The 16,795-nt window shown below is 69.7% G+C and carries 14 protein-coding genes; 7 read left to right on the forward strand and 7 right to left on the reverse strand.

The annotated features are described in order from the left end of the window. Positions 1 to 408: 408 nt before the first annotated feature. Together ACFVYE_RS43295 and ptsP are read left to right on the forward strand one after the other, a co-directional pair. Positions 409 to 858 (forward strand): PTS glucose transporter subunit IIA, encoded by a 450-nt coding sequence (locus ACFVYE_RS43295; RefSeq protein ID WP_189281020.1) that lies wholly within the window; start codon positions 409 to 411, stop codon positions 856 to 858. 77 nt (positions 859 to 935) lie between these two features. Beyond that, the gene (gene ptsP, locus ACFVYE_RS43300; RefSeq protein WP_383967239.1) at positions 936 to 2,606 is read left to right on the forward strand and encodes a phosphoenolpyruvate--protein phosphotransferase; all 1,671 of its coding nucleotides are present in this window, start codon (positions 936 to 938) and stop codon (positions 2,604 to 2,606) included. A 62-nt stretch (positions 2,607 to 2,668) separates the two neighbouring features. Here ptsP and ACFVYE_RS43305 read toward each other — a convergent pair whose 3' ends face one another. Further along, positions 2,669 to 3,595, reverse strand: coding sequence for a hypothetical protein (locus tag ACFVYE_RS43305; protein WP_383967237.1), 927 nt, complete (start codon positions 3,593 to 3,595; stop codon positions 2,669 to 2,671). A 67-nt stretch (positions 3,596 to 3,662) separates the two neighbouring features. Then, positions 3,663 to 5,639: an acetoacetate--CoA ligase gene (locus ACFVYE_RS43310; RefSeq protein WP_383967236.1), complete on the reverse strand. Its 1,977-nt coding sequence runs from the start codon at positions 5,637 to 5,639 to the stop codon at positions 3,663 to 3,665. A 223-nt stretch (positions 5,640 to 5,862) separates the two neighbouring features. Between ACFVYE_RS43310 and ACFVYE_RS43315 the strand changes: the two genes are divergently transcribed. Then, entirely contained in the window at positions 5,863 to 8,214 is a 2,352-nt protein-coding gene (locus tag ACFVYE_RS43315; RefSeq protein ID WP_389608941.1) for a glycoside hydrolase family 31 protein, read from the forward strand. Between the two features lie 41 nt (positions 8,215 to 8,255). Here the strand turns inward: ACFVYE_RS43315 and ACFVYE_RS43320 are convergent, their stop codons facing one another. Continuing rightward, the gene (locus ACFVYE_RS43320; protein ID WP_383967242.1) at positions 8,256 to 8,786 is read right to left on the reverse strand and encodes an NUDIX domain-containing protein; all 531 of its coding nucleotides are present in this window, start codon (positions 8,784 to 8,786) and stop codon (positions 8,256 to 8,258) included. Between the two features lie 69 nt (positions 8,787 to 8,855). On the opposite strand from ACFVYE_RS43320, the gene ACFVYE_RS43325 reads away from it, so the two are divergent. The 4 genes from ACFVYE_RS43325 to ACFVYE_RS43340 all read left to right on the forward strand — a co-directional run bounded on the left by ACFVYE_RS43325 (position 8,856) and on the right by ACFVYE_RS43340 (position 11,858). After that, the gene (locus tag ACFVYE_RS43325) at positions 8,856 to 9,662 is read left to right on the forward strand and encodes a M15 family metallopeptidase (protein WP_389608943.1); all 807 of its coding nucleotides are present in this window, start codon (positions 8,856 to 8,858) and stop codon (positions 9,660 to 9,662) included. A gap of 114 nt (positions 9,663 to 9,776) precedes the next feature. Then, positions 9,777 to 10,124 (forward strand): DUF962 domain-containing protein, encoded by a 348-nt coding sequence (locus ACFVYE_RS43330; RefSeq protein WP_327276372.1) that lies wholly within the window; start codon positions 9,777 to 9,779, stop codon positions 10,122 to 10,124. 49 nt (positions 10,125 to 10,173) lie between these two features. Next, entirely contained in the window at positions 10,174 to 10,671 is a 498-nt protein-coding gene (locus tag ACFVYE_RS43335; RefSeq protein ID WP_383967228.1) for a Zn-ribbon domain-containing OB-fold protein, read from the forward strand. Continuing rightward, on the forward strand, positions 10,668 to 11,858 hold the full coding sequence (locus ACFVYE_RS43340) for a lipid-transfer protein (protein WP_383967225.1): 1,191 nt from the start codon (positions 10,668 to 10,670) through the stop codon (positions 11,856 to 11,858). The genes ACFVYE_RS43335 and ACFVYE_RS43340 overlap by 4 nt, the downstream gene beginning before the upstream one ends. Positions 11,859 to 12,051: 193 nt before the next feature. Here ACFVYE_RS43340 and ACFVYE_RS43345 read toward each other — a convergent pair whose 3' ends face one another. Genes ACFVYE_RS43345 through ACFVYE_RS43360 form a run of 4 tightly spaced genes read right to left on the reverse strand, consistent with a single transcriptional unit; the run spans position 12,052 to position 16,410 of the window. Continuing rightward, the gene (locus ACFVYE_RS43345; RefSeq protein WP_383967223.1) at positions 12,052 to 12,657 is read right to left on the reverse strand and encodes an ATP/GTP-binding protein; all 606 of its coding nucleotides are present in this window, start codon (positions 12,655 to 12,657) and stop codon (positions 12,052 to 12,054) included. Next, on the reverse strand, positions 12,638 to 13,060 hold the full coding sequence (locus tag ACFVYE_RS43350) for a DUF742 domain-containing protein (RefSeq protein ID WP_383967220.1): 423 nt from the start codon (positions 13,058 to 13,060) through the stop codon (positions 12,638 to 12,640). The genes ACFVYE_RS43345 and ACFVYE_RS43350 overlap by 20 nt, the downstream gene beginning before the upstream one ends. Before the next feature lie 9 nt (positions 13,061 to 13,069). Then, entirely contained in the window at positions 13,070 to 13,513 is a 444-nt protein-coding gene (locus ACFVYE_RS43355; RefSeq protein ID WP_383967217.1) for a roadblock/LC7 domain-containing protein, read from the reverse strand. Next, positions 13,510 to 16,410, reverse strand: coding sequence for a nitrate- and nitrite sensing domain-containing protein (locus ACFVYE_RS43360; RefSeq protein ID WP_389608946.1), 2,901 nt, complete (start codon positions 16,408 to 16,410; stop codon positions 13,510 to 13,512). Before ACFVYE_RS43360 ends, ACFVYE_RS43355 begins: the two co-directional genes overlap by 4 nt. Between the last annotated feature and the right edge of the window lie 385 nt (positions 16,411 to 16,795).

A 16,795-nucleotide genomic window follows, 5' to 3' on the forward strand; every position in this document is an offset into this window, starting at 1 on the left:
GCGTTTCCGACTCTATCAGACTCTTTCGTGTCCGATTCCCGGTCGAAGCGGGTTTCGCTTTCCAGTTCTTCGCTTTCGCGTTTCCCTTTCCGGCGAGTCCGACTCTATCAGGCCTTTTCATTCCCCTTGACCAACCTCCTGCAGGCATGCAGGTGCCGATCCGAGTTAAGGTAAGGGCTTAAAAGTCGCCGCCGACCCCCGACTTGAAGTCGTGCTGGGGCCAGGCAGGAGTACGACAGTACAGGGCGCCGGGAGTTGAGGCAAATCGTTTCCGGTGCCCCTCTAAGGTCGCGAACCATCAGGACTCAGGCGGAACCGGAACTTCTCATGACTTACGCTGCTGAACAGTACGCCGTCGCCCACAAGCTGGGACGGCGCCATTCAAGCTCCACCCCTGGGAGGTTCCCCATGACCACTGTGACGTCCCCTCTTGCCGGACGTGCCATCGGGCTCGCTGCGGTACCGGACCCGGTCTTCTCCGGCGCGATGGTGGGTCCTGGAACCGCCATCGATCCCGTACGCGAGCCGTCCGAGGCCGTATCGCCGGTCGACGGCATCGTTGTCTCCCTGCACCCGCACGCGTTCGTCGTCGTGGACGAGCACGGGCGCGGCGTTCTCGTGCACCTCGGCATCGACACCGTTCAGCTCAATGGTGAAGGCTTCGAGCTGCTCGTGAACAAGGGAGACACGGTCACGCGCGGTCAGGGCATCGTGCGTTGGGATCCTGCGGGCGTCGAGGCGGCAGGCAAGTCCCCTGTGTGCCCGATCGTCGCGCTGGAGGCCACCGCTGATTCCCTCTCCGACGTCCGCGAGGACGGGGACGTGAAGATCGGCGACACGTTGTTCGGCTGGCAGTGACGGACCCGGCCGCAGTGAAAGCCGACTGGATATCCACCGCGGAGGCACGGGCCGCCGCACAACCGGGGACGGGTGAAATGGAGACAACGCTGCGAGGCGTCGGTGTGAGCCACGGAGTGGCGATCGGCGAGGTGCGTCATATGGGCACGGCGGTACTCGAACCGCCGGCCAAGCAGATTCCGGCCGAGGAGGCCGAGCGCGAACAGGGGCGCGCTCGCCAGGCTGTGGAGGCTGTGGCGGCCGACCTGATTGCGCGCGGCAATCTGGCCGGTGGCGAGGCCCAGCACGTGCTCGAGGCCCAGGCCATGATGGCGCAGGACCCCGAGCTGATGGCCGATGTGGAGCGGCGCATTGCCGTCGGGAGCACCGCCGAGCGCGCCGTCTACGATGCGTTCGCCGCCTACCGGGCGCTGCTCGCCAACGCCGGGGAGTACCTTGCGGGTCGGGTTGCCGACCTCGACGACGTGCGAAACCGGATCGTGGCTCGCCTGCTCGGTGTGCCGATGCCAGGTGTGCCGGACAGCGACGAGCCCTATGTACTGATCGCACGGGACCTCGCGCCCGCCGACACGGCGCTGCTCGATCCGGCTCTGGTGCTCGGCTTTGTGACCGAGGAGGGCGGGCCGACCAGTCACAGCGCGATTCTGGCGCGGGCGCTCGGTGTGCCTGCAGTGGTGGCGCTCCCAGGTGCCGGTGAGCTGGCCGAGGGCACGGTTGTCGCGGTGGACGGCAGCACGGGTGAGATCTTCGTCGAGCCCAGCGCCGAGAAGCGCGCGGAGATGGAGAGCGCCGCTGCGGCGCGCAAGGCCGCACTGTCCGCTTCGACCGGTCCCGGCGCCACCTCCGACGGCCACAAGGTCCCGTTGCTCGCCAATGTCGGTGGGCCGGGCGATGTGCCGGCGGCGGTCGAGGCCGGCGCCGAAGGCGTGGGGCTGTTCCGTACCGAGTTCCTGTTCCTGGACGACAGCAAGCAGGCGCCGTCCGAGGAGAAGCAGGTTGCGGCGTACCGGGCAGTGCTTGAGGCGTTCCCCGAGGGGCGTGTCGTGGTGCGGGTGCTGGATGCCGGCGCCGACAAACCGCTGGACTTCCTGACGCCGGCGGACGAGCCGAACCCGGCGCTGGGTGTGCGCGGGCTGCGGAGCCTGCTGGACCACCCCGAGGTACTGCGGACCCAGCTGACCGCGCTGGCGAAGGCGGCCGAGGGTCTGCCTGTCCACCTTGAGGTCATGGCTCCGATGGTGGCGGACCGTAAGGATGCGAAGGCCTTTGCCGATGCCTGCCGTGAGGCAGGGCTGCGGGCGAAGTTCGGCGCGATGGTGGAGATTCCGTCCGCGGCGCTGCGGGCACGTTCGATCCTGCAGGAGGTGGAGTTCCTCTCGCTGGGCACCAATGACCTCGCGCAGTACACCTTTGCCGCCGACCGTCAGGTGGGTGCGGTGTCCCGGCTGCAGGATCCGTGGCAGCCTGCGCTGCTCGACCTCGTGGCGCTGTCGGCGGAGGCGGCCAGGACCGAGGGCAAGAGCTGTGGTGTCTGTGGCGAAGCCGCCTCCGATCCGCTGCTCGCCTGTGTCCTGACGGGGCTGGGTGTGACGTCGTTGTCGATGGGGGCCGCGTCCATTCCTTATGTCCGCGCCACGCTGGCGAAGTACACGCTTGCGCAGTGCGAGCGTGCCGCTTCCGCCGCGCGGGCGGCGGACTCCGCCGAAGAGGCACGGGTAGCGGCTCAGGCGGTGCTGTCGGGCGAGTAGCCCTGCGGCGTCTGTGGTGAAGGGGCTCCCTGCCGATGGTGGCGGGGAGCCCCTGCGTTTTGTCAGTGGTGTGATTCCGGTTCGTCCGTGCCCAGGTCGAAGCCCGCGCAGTACTCCACATGTGACTCCGGGGCGAGCGGTTCGCCGGTGTCGGCGTCGGTGCAGTAGGCGCTGAAGACCTCACCGGCGGTGAGCGGGACCAGGCTGCCGCGGGCCAGCCGCCAGCCGTGGAGCCGGTCCTGGGTGCCGGGGTTGCTCGTACGGAGTACGACTCCCCCGGGCTTTTCGAGGGCGATACCGACGGCGAGCACCGTGACGAACTCGGCTCCTTCCGCTGTTTCGAGGCGGGCGGGTCCCGCGGTGTCACGCTCGGTGTGCAGGACGGCGAGCAGGTGCTCGTTCTCTGTGGGTGTGCTGCAGACGAGGTGGTGGGTGCCCGGGCCCGCCGTCTCCAGCATGCGCAGCAGCAGGTGGGAGGCCCGGTCGAAGGCGGCGCGGCCGATGTCCTGGCCGCAGTCCGCGCAGTCTCCGAGGCCGGCCAGGGTCATCGTGGCGTACTCCCAGGTGGCCTGGCGGACGGCTCGGCTGACCAGGAGCGGGATCAGGGTGTCGATGGGCTGCCCGGCGTACGCGACGGTGGCCCCGGCTGAGGCGATCTCGGCGGTGAAGCGGCTGCGGCTGGCGGGAGCGTCTGGAGCGATTCCCGACTCGGTGCAGAACTCCGCGTACTCCTCCGGGTCGAAGAGAGCGACCGTGGCGTGCATGCCCTGTGCCGCGAAGGCTTTGAGCAGGCCCTCGACCTGCTGCAGATAGACGGTGTGGTCGTCGAACGTGAAGGTGCGGTAGCGCTGCATCGCCGCGAAGTCCTGCTCGTCGGCCAGGAGGCCGATGGTGCTGGGTGCTTCGCGGCGCAGCGTACGTCGCATGGATGTGCCGGAGCGGCTGTACCCGGCGGTCGTGCCGCGCTTGGTGTTCCTGGTGTGCGCCATGACTCCCCCAGTGCGCTGTCGATCATTGCTCACTCAGAGTAATCAGGGGCACTGACAATGCGGACGGTCAGGCACGCTTGCGGGCGAGGTCCTCGTAGAAGCGGAGGAGTTCGAGGTTGTCGATCGAGCCGGGATTGACCGCCTTGGCCAGAGCCGTGCCTTGCAGCAGGCGTTTGACCGGAACCTCGATGCGCTTGCCGGTCAGGGTGTGCGGAATGCCTGGGACCTCGATGACCTCGTCCGGGACATGGCGCGGGGACAGGTTCTCGCGGATGGTCTGCTTGATGCTGTTGCGCAGGTCGTCGTCGAGCGCGGCCCCGTCGGCGAGGTGGACGAAGAGCGGCATCCAGTACCCGCCGTCGGGCTCCTCGATGCCGATGACGAGGGACTCGCGGATCTCGGGGAGCCTCTCGACGGCTTCGTAGATGTCGGCGGATCCCATCCGTACACCCTGGCGGTTGAGGGTGGAGTCGGAGCGGCCGTGGATGACAACCGAGCCGCGTTCGGTGATGGTGATCCAGTCGCCGTGGCGCCACACACCGGGGTACATGTCGAAGTAGCTGTCGTGATAGCGGCTGCCGTCGGGGTCGTTCCAGAAGCGGATCGGCATGGAGGGCAGGGGTGCGGTGACGACGAGTTCGCCGACTTCACCGATGAGCGGCTTGCCTGCGGGGTCCCAGGACTGGAGGTCCGTGCCGAGGCACGGGGCCTGGAGTTCGCCGATGTGCACGGGGAGGGTGGGGACCGCGCCGGCGAAGCAGCTGCAGACGTCCGTGCCGCCGCTGACGGAGGCGATCCAGAGATCGTCGGCGACTTCGTCGTGGAGCCAGCGGAAACCGTCGGGCGGGAGCGGGGAGCCGGTGGTGGCGACGCACTGGATGCGGGAGAGGTCGAAGTCGCGGCCCGGGTGGATGCCGGCCTTGCGGCAGGCCATGACATAGGCGGCGGAGGTACCGAAGAGGGTCGCTCCGGTCTGTTCGGCGACGCGCCACTGGGCGCTGACGTCCGGATAACCCGGGCTTCCGTCGTACAGCACGAGTGTGGTCCCGGTGAGCAGGCCGGAGACGAGGAAGTTCCACATCATCCAGCCGGTGGAGGTGTACCAGAAGAACCGGTCGTCCGGGCCGAGGTCGCAGTGCAGGCCGATCTGCTTGAAGTGTTCCAGCAGGATGCCGCCCTGGGACTGGACGATCGCCTTGGGGAGTCCCGTCGTGCCGGAGGAGTAGAGCACCCACAGCGGATGGTCGAAGGGGACCTGTTCGAAGACGGGCTCGGTGTCCGCGGATGTGAGGGCGGACCATTCGAGGGCGCCTTCCGGGGCCTCGGTGCCCAGCAGCGGGATGTGGACGACGGCGCGCAGGGTGGGGAGTTCGCGGCGAAGCTCCGCGACCGTGTCGGCGCGGTCGTGTTCCTTGCCGCCGTAGCGGTAGCCGTCGACGGCGAAGAGGACGACGGGTTCGACCTGCTGGAAGCGGTCGAGGACGCTGCGGGCGCCGAAGTCGGGGGCACAGGATGTCCAGACGCCGCCGACGGCCGCGGTGGCGAGGAAGGCGACGACTGCCTGGGGGACGTTGGGAAGGTAGGCGCTGACACGGTCACCCGGTTCGACGCCGAGGGCACGGAGCTCGGCGGCGAGCGATCCGACCCGGCGGCGGAGTTCGGACCACGAGACGGGGACCTGGGTGTGGGTCTCGTCGACGTGGAGCAGGGCGGGGGCGTCTGCCCGCAGGGGGTCCTCCGCAGTGCGCAGGGCGTGTTCGGCGTAGTTGAGGGTGGCGCCGGGGAACCATTGGGCGCCGGGCATGGTGCGGTCGCCGATGACGGACTCGTAAGGGGTGGAGAACCGTACGTCGAACCAGTCTGCGACGGCCTGCCAGAACGTATCGAGCTCATCGACCGACCAGCGGTGCAGGGCCGGATAGCCGCCGTCGGCCGGTGCTCCGTACCGCTCGGCCGCCCAGCTCTGGAAGCGGGTGACGGCCGCGGCCGCGATGCGGTCGGGGCCGGGCTGCCAGAGGGGGGCTTCGTTGGCTGCTGCGGTCATGGGGCGGCTCCCTGGCTGTACGGGTACGCGGGATGGGCGTGGGTCGCGCGCACACGTGCTGGGGTGTGCGCGTGAGGCGGCTTTTACGGACGATGCCATGTGATCGTCTTTCGCACCAGGGTTCGCCGCCCATGGTCGCGTGTCCGGATATGTGGTCCGGCCACGGGTGAACGGAAGTTGAACGGAGCCCGCTCCCGCCCTGTCGGGTGGCAGGGTGAACTGCATGAACGGTCGTGACCTGGTGCGCTCGGTGAAGATGGTCGGTTCGGTGCAGGGACTGCGCGCGGTGCGCTCCTCCTTGCGGCGTCGGAATGCGGATGCGCGGGCGCTGCCGCGACGCGGTGCGGAGCGGGCGAGAGTGCCGGGACTTGTGGTGGGGGCGGATCCGGGTCCGGGCGGGGGTGTGGTGCGGTTCGCGCGTTCGGAGTTGCGGGTCCGGGTGGCGGTGGGCGGTGCGGTGTTCTGGGGCTGGGACGGCGCGGAGCCGTTGCCGTCGTACGCACTGGCCGGTGCGGAGCCCGAGGCGGATCCGCGGGCCGAGCTGGAACCGGACAAGGACGGCGGCTGGCAGGTGGTTTCGGAGCGGCTGACCGTTGCGGTGTCGCGGCACGGGGCCGTGGAACTGCGTACTCCTGGCGGGGTGGTGCTCCGGCGCGAGTTGCCGCCGCGCTGGTGGGAGCCGGTGGCAGGTGGTGCCGCTCGGTGGGTGCAGCGTTCCGAGGTGCCGGCGGACGCCCGGTTCTTCGGGCTCGGCGGTCGGGCGTCTGGGCCGCGGCTGCGGGACGGTGCGTACGAGCTGTGGAACACCGATCCGGGTGGGCGCTTCGGGCCGGATGACGATCCGCTCTATCTGACGATGCCGGTGCAGATGGTGGTCTCCGATGCGGGGACGCATCTGGTGTTCCACGACAACACCTGGCCGGGGCGGGTGACGTTGCGCGAGGGCGAGGAGGGTGCCGGGTCCGGTCATGACCGTCCGGGGATGTGTGAGGTACGGATGGACGGGGGGCCGCTTCGCTGCTGGGTGATGGCCGGTACGCCGGCCCGGGTGCTGCAGGGCTGGACGGCGCTCACGGGTGCGCCCGCGCTGCCGCCGTCCTGGGCGTTGGGTCCGCAGCATGCCCGTTGGGGGTTCGGGAGCGAGCGGGAGGTGCGGCGGATCGTTGCCGGGTACCGGGAACGGGGGCTGCCCTTGTCGGTACTGCATCTGGACATCGACCACTACGACGCGCATCGGGTGTTCACCGTCGACCGTGAGCGTTTTCCCGATCTGCCGGGGCTGGCGAAGGAGTTGCGGGAGGACGGGGTGCGGCTGGTGTCGATCGTCGATCCCGCGGTGAAGGCGGAGCCGGGAGATGCGGTGTTCGACTCGGGCAGGGCGGTCGGGAGCGGCGGGGCGTTCGTCCGGGATGCGCGGGGGCGGGCGGTGCGCGGAGAGGTGTGGCCGGGTGAGTGCGTGTATCCGGACTTCACCGATCCGCAGGTGCGGGAGTGGTGGGGCGGTCTGTACGAGGAGCGGCTCGCGCAGGGGTTCTCCGGTGTGTGGCACGACATGAACGAGCCGGTGTCGTTCGCGGCGTTCGGGGATCCGACGCTGCCGCGGTCGGCACGGCACTCGCTGGAGGGCCGCGGAGGTGATCACCGCGAGGCCCACAATGTGTACGGGCTGGCTATGGCGCGCGCCGGGTACGAAGGGCTTCGCCGGCTGCGGCCGCAGACGCGTCCTTTTCTGTTCTCGCGTTCCGGTTGGGCGGGGATGCAGCGTTACGGGGGCACCTGGTCCGGTGATGTGGAGACCGGCTGGCCGGGACTGCGGGCCTCGCTGGCGCTGGTGCTGGGACTGGGTCTGTGCGGGGTTCCGTATTCGGGGCCGGATGTGGGCGGGTTCGACGGCTCGCCGTCGCCGGAGTTGTATCTGCGGTGGTTCCAGCTGGGGGCGTATCTGCCGTTGTTCCGTACCCATGCGGCGATCGACGCGGGACGGCGGGAGCCGTGGGAGTTCGGACCGCAGGTGCTTGAGCATGCGCGGGCCTCGCTGGAGGAGCGGGAGCGGCTTCACCCGTACTTCGTGACGCTGGCGCAGTTGGCCCGGCTGACCGGTGCGCCGTATGTGCGACCGCTCTGGTGGGGTGCACCCGCGGAGCGGGCATTGCGGGAGTGCGAGGACGCGTTCTTGCTGGGTGACGCCTTGCTGGTGGCGCCGGTGCTGGAGCGTGGCGCGGATCGCCGGGCCGTGCGGTTGCCGCGGGGGCGTTGGTACGACACGGCGACGGGTGAGGTGTACGAGGGGCCGGGGCAGGTCTTGCTCGATGCGCCGTTGTCGCGGGTGCCGGTGTTGGCGCGGGCGGGATCGGTGCTGCCGGTGCGGGGTGCGGACGGGGGTGTGGAACTGGAGGTGTGGGCTCCGGCCGCAGGGCGCAGTGGGGGCGGTCTGGTGGTCCGGGATGCGGGTGACGGCTGGGAGCGGGCGGAGGTCGAGCGGTATACGTCGCGGCTGGTGGACGGGAAGGTCCGGGTGGAGCGGGAGGGCGGGGAGGGGCCGTTGAACCAGCCGGTGCGTGTGCGGGGGTTGTAGCTCGGGTCACGGTGTGCGGAGGGGCCGTCGAGTCCGGCCGGTCAGTGGTGGCCGCCTTCGAACCACGTGCGGGCGGCCCGGGTGTGCAGGGGGAAGGCGAGCTCGGTGGGTGTGCGGAGCAGTTGGAAGCCGGAGGTCTCGTCGGTCGGACCGGAGGGCGGGAGGCCGCCCGCGGGGCGTTCCGGAAGCAGGCCGAAGAGGAGCAGGTGGCCGTCCGGGGCGCTGAGGACATCGGCGAGGCGGACGTCCTGTTCGTCGGCCTCGATGCCGGTCTCCTCGTGGAGTTCACGTACGACTGCGTGTTTCCAGTCCTCGTCGTGGTCGATGAAGCCGCCGGGGAGGGCGAGACCGCCGCGGTGGGGCGGGATGGTGCGGGTGATGACGACGAGTCCGGTGCCGTCTCCGTCGGTGACGGGCAGCAGGGCCACTGCGACCGGCAGCGGGTTGCGGTAGGCGGTGTCGCCGCAGACGGTGCAGGTGCGGGGCCAGGCTGTGACGGGCACCGAGGCGGCGTACGGCGCTCCGCAGGTGGCGCAGTGGGAGTCCTTGACCGGCTTGTCGGGGTTGCTCATGGGCGCAGACACGCGCGGACTGTATCCGATCGCCCGCCGGCCTCCCCCACCCTGTTGAATTATGTGCCCATGACAGGTCTTGCTTCCGCTTTCCGTGTCCTGGCAGCCACTGCCGCCACCCTGCTCGCCGTCACCGCCGCCGCCCCCGTGGCGCAGGCGAAGCCCGACCCGAAGGCCCCCGCGGAGTTCGTCGCGCTGCGTTCGGTGGATCCGACGATCATCCAGGAGATGCGCTACCCCACCGCACACAACTTCATGGGCGTACCGGTGGACGGCTACCGCCAGCCGCTCTGCATCCTGACCCGGCCGGCGGCCAGTGCCCTGCACCACGTGCAGACCCGGCTGCTCAAGCAGGGCTACTCGCTGAAGGTGTACGACTGCTATCGGCCGCAGCGGGCGGTCGACCACTTCGTACGGTGGGCGAAGGATCTCGACGACGAGACCATGAAGGGCGAGTTCTACCCCCGGGTCGACAAGACCCGGCTGTTCGCCGACGGTTACATCGCGGAGAAGTCCGGGCACAGCCGCGGCAGCACGGTGGACCTGACGCTGGTGAAGCTGCCCGCCGCGCCGACCGGACCGTACCTGCCGGGTCAGAAACCGGTGCCCTGTTATGCGCCCGAGGCCGACCGCTTCCCGGACAGTTCCGTGGACATGGGCACGGGATTCGACTGCTTCGACACGCTCTCGCACACCGATGACCCACGCGTCCAGGGAACTCAGCGCGCCAATCGGCAGTTCCTGAAGAAGACACTCACCGACGCCGGCTTTGTGAATCTGGCCGAGGAATGGTGGCACTACACCTTCAAACCCGAGCTGTTCCCGGACACCTACTTCGACTTCCCGGTGGCCAGGAGGTCCGTCGCGGGGCACTGACGCGCGCGGGGAAAGGGCGGCCGGGACCACCCCCGTGGGTTCCGGCCGCCCGTTCTTCTTCTCGGACGCGGATCGGCCGTTTCCGGTTGCCGCTCAAGCCACTACGGTGCCCGTATGTCACAACAGACGTTCGATTCATACGAAGAGTTCTGGCCCTACTACGTTGCGATGCACTCCAGGGCCGCCACCCGCTGGGTCCATCTGACGGGCACCCTCACCGGTCTCGCGGTCACCGCGTACGGACTGGCAAGGGGGCGCAAGAGGTACGCGGCCGCACTGCCGCTGATCGGGTACGGGACCGCCTGGCCCGCGCATTTCCTGATCGAGAAGAACAATCCGGCCACCTTCGGGCATCCCGCCTGGTCACTGCGTGGCGATGTACAGATGATCCGGATGATGCTGGCGGGCCGCGACCGGGAGCTGGCAGAGACCGCCGCCAAGTGGCTCGCCGACAACCGCTGACCGTGGCACACTTCTGACGTTCCGTCAGAACTCATGCCGGGGAGGGGTTTTGCCACAGACGCACACGCCAGTGGTGGCCGGATGGTTCACCGAAGACAGCACCGACCAGGACTTCCGACTGCTGGGCACCCGCTGTTCCGCCTGCTCGTCGGTCTTCTTCCCGCGTCAGGACGTCTTCTGCCGCAATCCGCAGTGCGCGGGCGGCGAGCTGGCCGAGGTGCCGCTCTCCCGGCGCGGCACGGTCTGGTCGTATACGGACGGCCGCTACCGGCCGCCCGCCCCCTACCTCTCCGACCCCGACGTGCCCTGGGAGCCGTACACGCTGGTGGCCGTCGAGCTGGCGGCCGAGCGCATGGTGATCCTCGGACAGGCCGCGCCGGGGGTGGGCGTCGCGGATCTGGCGGTCGGGATGACCGTCGAGGTGGTGCCGGGCGTGCTGAGCGGGGGCGCAGCCGCAGGGACCGATTCGGCCCCTGTGCGGACGACCTGGCACTGGCGGCCGGTGCCGTCCGAGGGCACCGGCGGGGCCGGGGGCGGTGCGGCATGACCGGGGAGGTGGCCGTCCTCGGCGCCGGGATGCATCCGTGGGGCAAGTGGGGGCGCAGCTTCGTCGAGTACGGCACGGTGGCGGCCCGGGCGGCGCTCGGTGACGCGGGGATCGGCTGGCAGGACGTGCAGTCGGTGGTCGGCGCGGACACCGTGCGCGGCGGCTACCCGGGCTATGTGGCCGGTGCGACATTCGCGCAGGCACTCGGCTGGCAGGGGGCGAGGGTCGCCAGCGTGTACGCGGCATGTGCGTCGGGTGCCCAGGCGATCAACACTGCCAGGGCACAGATCCTCGCCGGCCTGGCGGAGGTGGTGCTCGTGGTGGGTGCGGACGCCGCGCCCAAGGGGTTCTTCGCCCCGGCGGGCGGCGACCGGCCGGACGACCCCGACTGGCTGCGCTTCCGGGTGCTCGGCGCAACGAACCCCGCCTACTTCGCGCTGTACGCCCGCCGGCGCATGGCCGTGCATGGAGACTCCCCGGAAGACTTCGCGCTGGTCAAGGTGAAGAACGCGGCGGCCGGCGCGCTGAACCGTAACGCCCGCTACCGCACGCCCGTGACCGCCGAGCAGGTCGCCGCCTCCCCCGTGGTCGCCGATCCGCTGCGGCTGCTGGACATCTGCGCGACGTCCGACGGCGCTGCGGCACTCGTGCTGTCCAGCATGGAGTTCGCCCGGCGTCACGGGGCCGCGGATCCGGTCCGCATCCGCGCCGTCTCCACCGTGACGCCGACCTACCCGAAGGCCGTACTCGACCTTCCGGACATCGCGACCGATTCGGCGATCGCCGTGGAGCCGGCCTCGGAGAGCTTCCGCGCCTCGATCGCCCGGGCGGCGTACGAGGAGGCGGGCATCGGGCCCGAGGATCTGTCCCTGGCCGAGGTGTACGACCTGTCGACCGCTCTTGAGCTGGAGTGGTACGAGGACATCGGGTTGTGCGGTGCGGGTGAGGGCGCCAAGCTCGTACGTGAGAGGGCGACGGCGCTCGGTGGCCGCATCCCGGTCAATCCGAGCGGCGGACTCGCCTCCTTCGGGGAGGCCGTGCCCGCGCAGGCCATCGCCCAGGTCTGCGAGCTGACCTGGCAGCTGCGCGGCACTGCGGGCCGGCGGCAGGTTCCGGGCGCGCGGGTCGGGATCACGGCGAATCAAGGCCTGTTCGGCCATGGCTCCGCAGTCGTCGCGGTCCGCTGAGCGCTTTGTCGGCCGGTTTGCAGTGCGCGAGGTTCTGTACGGCACCTGTCGTGAACAGCACTTGCTGTCAACAGCCTTGACGCCCCATCACTCAGGGTGAAAAATCCTTGCCCAGTCAGGCAGCAACGCGCGGCCCGTACCCCGGTCGGCGGGGGTGCGGGCCGCGTTCTTGGCGCTGCGCAGGCCGATGGGCCTACGTCGATGCGGGCTCGCGGGGACGCTCCGCGCGGGCCACAGCGTGCTCGACGACCGCCACCAGTATGTCCCGTGCGGAGGAGCGGTCGCGTGCGTCGCACATGAGCACCGGTACCTCCGGGTCGAGGTCCAGCGCCGCCTGCACCGTCTCAGTGGGGAACTTGTCGGCTCCCTCGAAACAGTTGACAGCGACGGCGAACGGAATGGCGCGGCGCTCGAAGTAGTCGACCGCCGCGAAGCAGTCCTCCAGCCGCCGGGTGTCTGCGAGCACGACCGCTCCCAGCGCACCCTGGGCAAGTTCGTCCCACAGGAACCAGAAACGGTCCTGCCCCGGGGTGCCGAAGAGGTACAGCACCAGGTCCTCGCGGAGTGTGATCCGGCCGAAGTCCATGGCCACGGTGGTGGTGGTCTTCGACTCCACGCCCGCCAGGTCGTCCACGGGACGGCCCGCCTCGCTGAGTCTCTCCTCCGTACGCAGCGGCCTGATCTCGCTGACCGCGCCGACCAGAGTCGTCTTGCCCACTCCGAAGCCGCCCGCCACCAGGATTTTCAGGGTAACGGGCTCAACGGGCCGCCTGTTGCGGCTAGAGCGCCCGAAGGCCATTGATCACCTCGCGAAGAATGTTCACGTCCGGCAGCTCAGCCGGCGGAACGGGACGGGTTACGTGCACCAGCTCGTCCTCGACGAGATCACCGACCAGCACCCGGACCACCCCGACGGGGAGATCCAGGCCGGCCGCGAGTTCGGCGATCGACTGGGGCATGTCACTGCAGAGTTCGACGATCTCCACATGTTCCGGGGAGAGCGTCTGGTCCCGGCCGGGATCGTCGGCCGCGGGTTCCGGGACGACGATCGCGATCAGGTCGAGCCGATGACGGGAGGCACTGCTGGTACGGCCCCGGGTCATCGCGTACGGACGGACCACGGGGCCCGCTTCGGCGTCGTACCAGCGCGATGCCTGCGGGTCCGTGGGCGTTGCCGGAGATCTGGAGGAGTCAGCACTCATGCCGTCCACTCACCCCCCGGCGGTCAGACCGGTCGTCCGGGGGGCGTTGGCCAGGTGGGCGCCGACGCGCTTGACCATCAGCGTCATCTCGTACGCCACCTGGCCGACGTCGGAGTCGGCGTCGGCCAGCACGGCGAGACAGCTGCCGTCACCGGCCGCCGTGACGAAGAGGAACGCCTCGTCGAGTTCGACGACGGTCTGGCGGACCCGGCCCGCGTCGAAGTGGCGTCCCACGCCCTTGGCGAGGCTGTGGAATCCGGAGGCGACGGCCGCCAGATGTTCGCTGTCCTCGCGGGTCAGGTCCTTGGACGTGCCGGTGGCGAGGCCGTCGCTGGAGAGCACCAGCGCCTTGTGGATGCTGGCGACGCGGTCCACGAGTTCGTCGAGCAGCCAGTTGAGCTGGCCTGAGCCCTGGCGTGCGGCATCGGGTGCTGCGGCGTTCGGTGCGGTCATCGACCGTCCCCTCCCGGAGTGGTTCCTTGTACTGTTTCGCCGGGACCGGTCACGTCCTCGGCGTTCTGCCGACGGCCGCGCTGCCAGCCGCGTTGGAGCGAAGCCATGCGGCTGCGTACCTCGTCCGCATCGCGCTCGATGTCCTGAGACGGTTCCGTCACGGCCGGCTCCGCATCGCGGCCGCCGGAGACTTCGCGAAGCTGCGGGGCGAGGCTGGCCTGCCGGATGCGCCGGGGCAGACCACCCACGGTCTCCCGGGCCGCGCTCGGCGCTGTCGGAGGCGCGGGCTCAGGAGGTGTGGCCGGCTCGGCGGGTTTCCGGAAGCCGGTGGGCTGCCGGGGTTCGGTGGGATGCCGCGGCTCCGCGGGTCTGCCGGTGCCGACGGCAGAGGGCCACGGGACGGCGGCCGACGGCCTGATCCCGGCGTCTGTGGTGGGACTGCCGGTTTCGGCCGGACCGGGTGAGGAGTCGTGCTCGGCGGTTGTGGGGTGGGTGCGGCCCGCCTCGTCGACCCGGCGTCCGTTGTCGGCGACCAGGGTCGGCGGTTTGCGGCGGGGCAGCGGCACCGGGCCGCCGGGGCGCATCGCCCGCACATCGGCCGCGGACTCCCCTGCCTGGTCGGACGCCTGCTCGTGCTGTTCGCGGTCACCGGCGCGCCGGGGGTCGCGAGCGCGGAAGATGCCGCCGCGTTCACTCTCGGTGTCGTCGATGTCGGAAGCACCGCCCAGCAGAGGGTCGATCAGCGGATCGAGTACGGGGTCGCTCTCGAAGCCCAGCACTCCGACGGGCCCCTCCAGCTCGACGGGCCCGTCCAGGAGGGCCGGGTCCACGAGGCCGGTGGGGACGGGGGCGAGGCCGGAGGGCCTGCCGGCGGCGCGGCGGTCCGGCACGCCGTCCCTGCGGCCCTTGTCGCTGCCCGGTCCTTGGCCGGCTGCCCTTCCGCCGCTGCCGATCGCCTTCTCGGACCGGCGGTCGAGGCGGAAGCCGGTGCCGTGCGTCTCCGGGGCGTCGGTGAGCAGCGCCGCCGGGATGAAGACGACGGCGGTCGTGCCGCCGTACGGAGAGGTCTGCAGCGAGACACGGACGTTCTGCCGCTGAGCGAGGCGGCTGACCACGAAGAGACCGAGCCGGTCGGTGTCGGAGAGTTCGAACTCGGGGGTCTCGGCGAGTCTCAGGTTGGCGTCGAGGAGGACGTCGGGAGCCATGCCTAGACCGCGGTCGTGGATTTCGAGCGTGAAACCGTTGGCGACGCGTTCGCCGTGCACCTGGACCGCGGTGTGCGGCGGCGAGAACACGGTGGCGTTCTCCAGGAGTTCGGCGATCAGATGGGTGAGGTCGGCGACGGCGGGGCCGCCGACACCGATGCGGGGCAGTCGGCGGACCTCGATCCGCTCGTAGTCCTCGACCTCGGCGACCGCTGCCCGTACCACGTCCATCAGCTGGATCGGCTTGCGCCACTGACGGGACGGTGCGGCACCGGAGAGGATCACCAGGCCCTCGGCATGGCGCCGCATGCGGGTGGTCAGGTGGTCGAGGCGGAAGAGGTCCGCGAGTTCATCGGTGTTCTCGGTGCGGCGCTCCATGGTGTCGAGGAGCGTCAACTGCCGGTGCAACAGGACCTGGTTGCGGCGGGCGAGATTGACGAAGACCTCGGAGACCCCGCGGCGCATGTCCGCCTGCTTGACCGCGGCTTCGACGGCGGCCCGTTGCAGGGTGTTGAGGGCCTGGCCGACCTGGCCGATCTCGTCCCGTTCGTACTGGAGGTGCGGTGCTTCGGTCTCGACATCGACCTGTTCACCCGCGGCCAGCCGGCGCATCACGCTCGGCAGCCGTACGCCGGAGACCTCATGGGCGTCCTTGCGGAGCCGGGAGAGGTCGCGGATGAGCTCGCGGCCGATGCGTACGGAGACGAACACCGAGGCGAGCAGGGCGAGGAATCCGAGGACACCCGCGACCCCGGCCTTGATCAGGACGCTGTAGCCGGCGGGCTTGCCGCGGTCCTGGAAACGGTTGTTCATCTCGGTGGAGTCGTTGGCCAGCCGGTCCAGGACCGGCGGAGCCACCTCCTGCCAGCGCTCGGCGTCGACCGCTCGCGGGTCCTGGGTGGGACCGCCTCTGATGAGGGTGTTCTCCGCGGTCCTCAGCGCCTCGCTGTCCGGGCTCGCCCAGTACTGCTCCACGCGTTGGCGCTCCGACGAGGGAAGCATCTCGCCATTTGTCTCGTAGAGCAGCTTGCGATTGGCGACGAGGTCGGAGATCTGGCGCAGTTCGGAAGCGGTGAGCCGTCCGGCGATGAGTGACGAGGCGACCAGAGCGTCTTCGCGGGAGAGCATTTCACGGGCGCGTGAGATGCCCACGAGCGCGCGGACCTGCTTGTCCATCGACACGTTCTCCATCGTTCGGAGGCCGGTCAGAAAGCGGTAGCAGGGGTCTATGAGACGGTCGTAGAACTCCATCGCCTTGAGGCGGTCGATGGTGCGTTTCTCGACCGAATCGCGGAGTGCACCAAGGCCCTCGACCGTGCCGAGGACCGCGTTCAGCTGTGACTCGTCCTCGGGCCGCAATGCATCGCGGATGTCCTTCTGCCGTGCGCTGTCCCTGACATCCGCCACGACACGGTCGGTGGCTGCTCGTTGGCGCTCCAGCAGGGGCAGAGCGTTGGACGCCCTGGGGTCGGCAAGGAAGACAAGGGTCTGACGGCGCTCGTCCTGAATGGCACGGACGGTGTCCTCCAGAGGATGACCGACCTTCTCCACGATGGTGCTCGCACTCAACAGGTGGCCGGCCTCGCGCCCCGTCAGGAAGGTGGCGAAACCCCAGAGCCCGGTGAGGGAGACGAGCGGCACCAGCAGCAACGCCACGATCTTCCTGCGGATGGACTTTCCGCGAAAGCGCATGGCCTCCTCCAGCCCGGCCCCACGGGGCGGTGGTCGTGTTCCGTCAACAAACGGCGCGAGCCTACTACCGACAGAGAGACAACTCGAAGGGATGTCCGGACGATTTTCAGCCGCACTCCCCGGCGTCGATCATGAGTTGTCCCGGTATTCCGGGCAATGAAATTCACGAGAGCGGCAGAAGAGACCTGTCAGAGCAGCACACTGCTCGGCAGGGCGGTTGGCTGGAATTCTTCGTTCGGTGACGGATCGAGGGAATCTTCACAGCTGGTCACTCGTCTCTCTGTACGGGTCAGGGGGAACACGGGGAGCGCTCGGGGCAGGACAGTCCGGTCCGCTCGCGTAGAAACGGCGCATGCCGGGCAACAACCCTGAAGTCGGACAGCGG

It is taken from the genome of Streptomyces sp. NPDC058239, assembly GCF_042882185.1.
Taxonomy (GTDB): Bacteria; Actinomycetota; Actinomycetes; order Streptomycetales; family Streptomycetaceae; genus Streptomyces.

Bases quoted from the DNA above. Each gene is read 5' to 3' on its own strand.
- ACFVYE_RS43315 (WP_389608941.1), top strand. From the start codon at position 5,863: ATGAACGGTCGTGACCTGGTGCGCTCGGTGAAGATGGTCGGTTCGGTG.
- ptsP (WP_383967239.1), top strand. From the start codon at position 936: ATGGAGACAACGCTGCGAGGCGTCGGTGTGAGCCACGGAGTGGCGATC.
- ACFVYE_RS43310 (WP_383967236.1), bottom strand. From the start codon at position 5,639: ATGACCGCAGCAGCCAACGAAGCCCCCCTCTGGCAGCCCGGCCCCGAC.
- ACFVYE_RS43330 (WP_327276372.1), top strand. From the start codon at position 9,777: ATGTCACAACAGACGTTCGATTCATACGAAGAGTTCTGGCCCTACTAC.
- ACFVYE_RS43305 (WP_383967237.1), bottom strand. From the start codon at position 3,595: ATGGCGCACACCAGGAACACCAAGCGCGGCACGACCGCCGGGTACAGC.
- ACFVYE_RS43345 (WP_383967223.1), bottom strand. From the start codon at position 12,657: ATGGCCTTCGGGCGCTCTAGCCGCAACAGGCGGCCCGTTGAGCCCGTT.
- ACFVYE_RS43325 (WP_389608943.1), top strand. From the start codon at position 8,856: ATGACAGGTCTTGCTTCCGCTTTCCGTGTCCTGGCAGCCACTGCCGCC.
- ACFVYE_RS43340 (WP_383967225.1), top strand. From the start codon at position 10,668: ATGACCGGGGAGGTGGCCGTCCTCGGCGCCGGGATGCATCCGTGGGGC.
- ACFVYE_RS43350 (WP_383967220.1), bottom strand. From the start codon at position 13,060: ATGAGTGCTGACTCCTCCAGATCTCCGGCAACGCCCACGGACCCGCAG.
- ACFVYE_RS43320 (WP_383967242.1), bottom strand. From the start codon at position 8,786: ATGAGCAACCCCGACAAGCCGGTCAAGGACTCCCACTGCGCCACCTGC.
- ACFVYE_RS43355 (WP_383967217.1), bottom strand. From the start codon at position 13,513: ATGACCGCACCGAACGCCGCAGCACCCGATGCCGCACGCCAGGGCTCA.
- ACFVYE_RS43360 (WP_389608946.1), bottom strand. From the start codon at position 16,410: ATGCGCTTTCGCGGAAAGTCCATCCGCAGGAAGATCGTGGCGTTGCTG.
- ACFVYE_RS43295 (WP_189281020.1), top strand. From the start codon at position 409: ATGACCACTGTGACGTCCCCTCTTGCCGGACGTGCCATCGGGCTCGCT.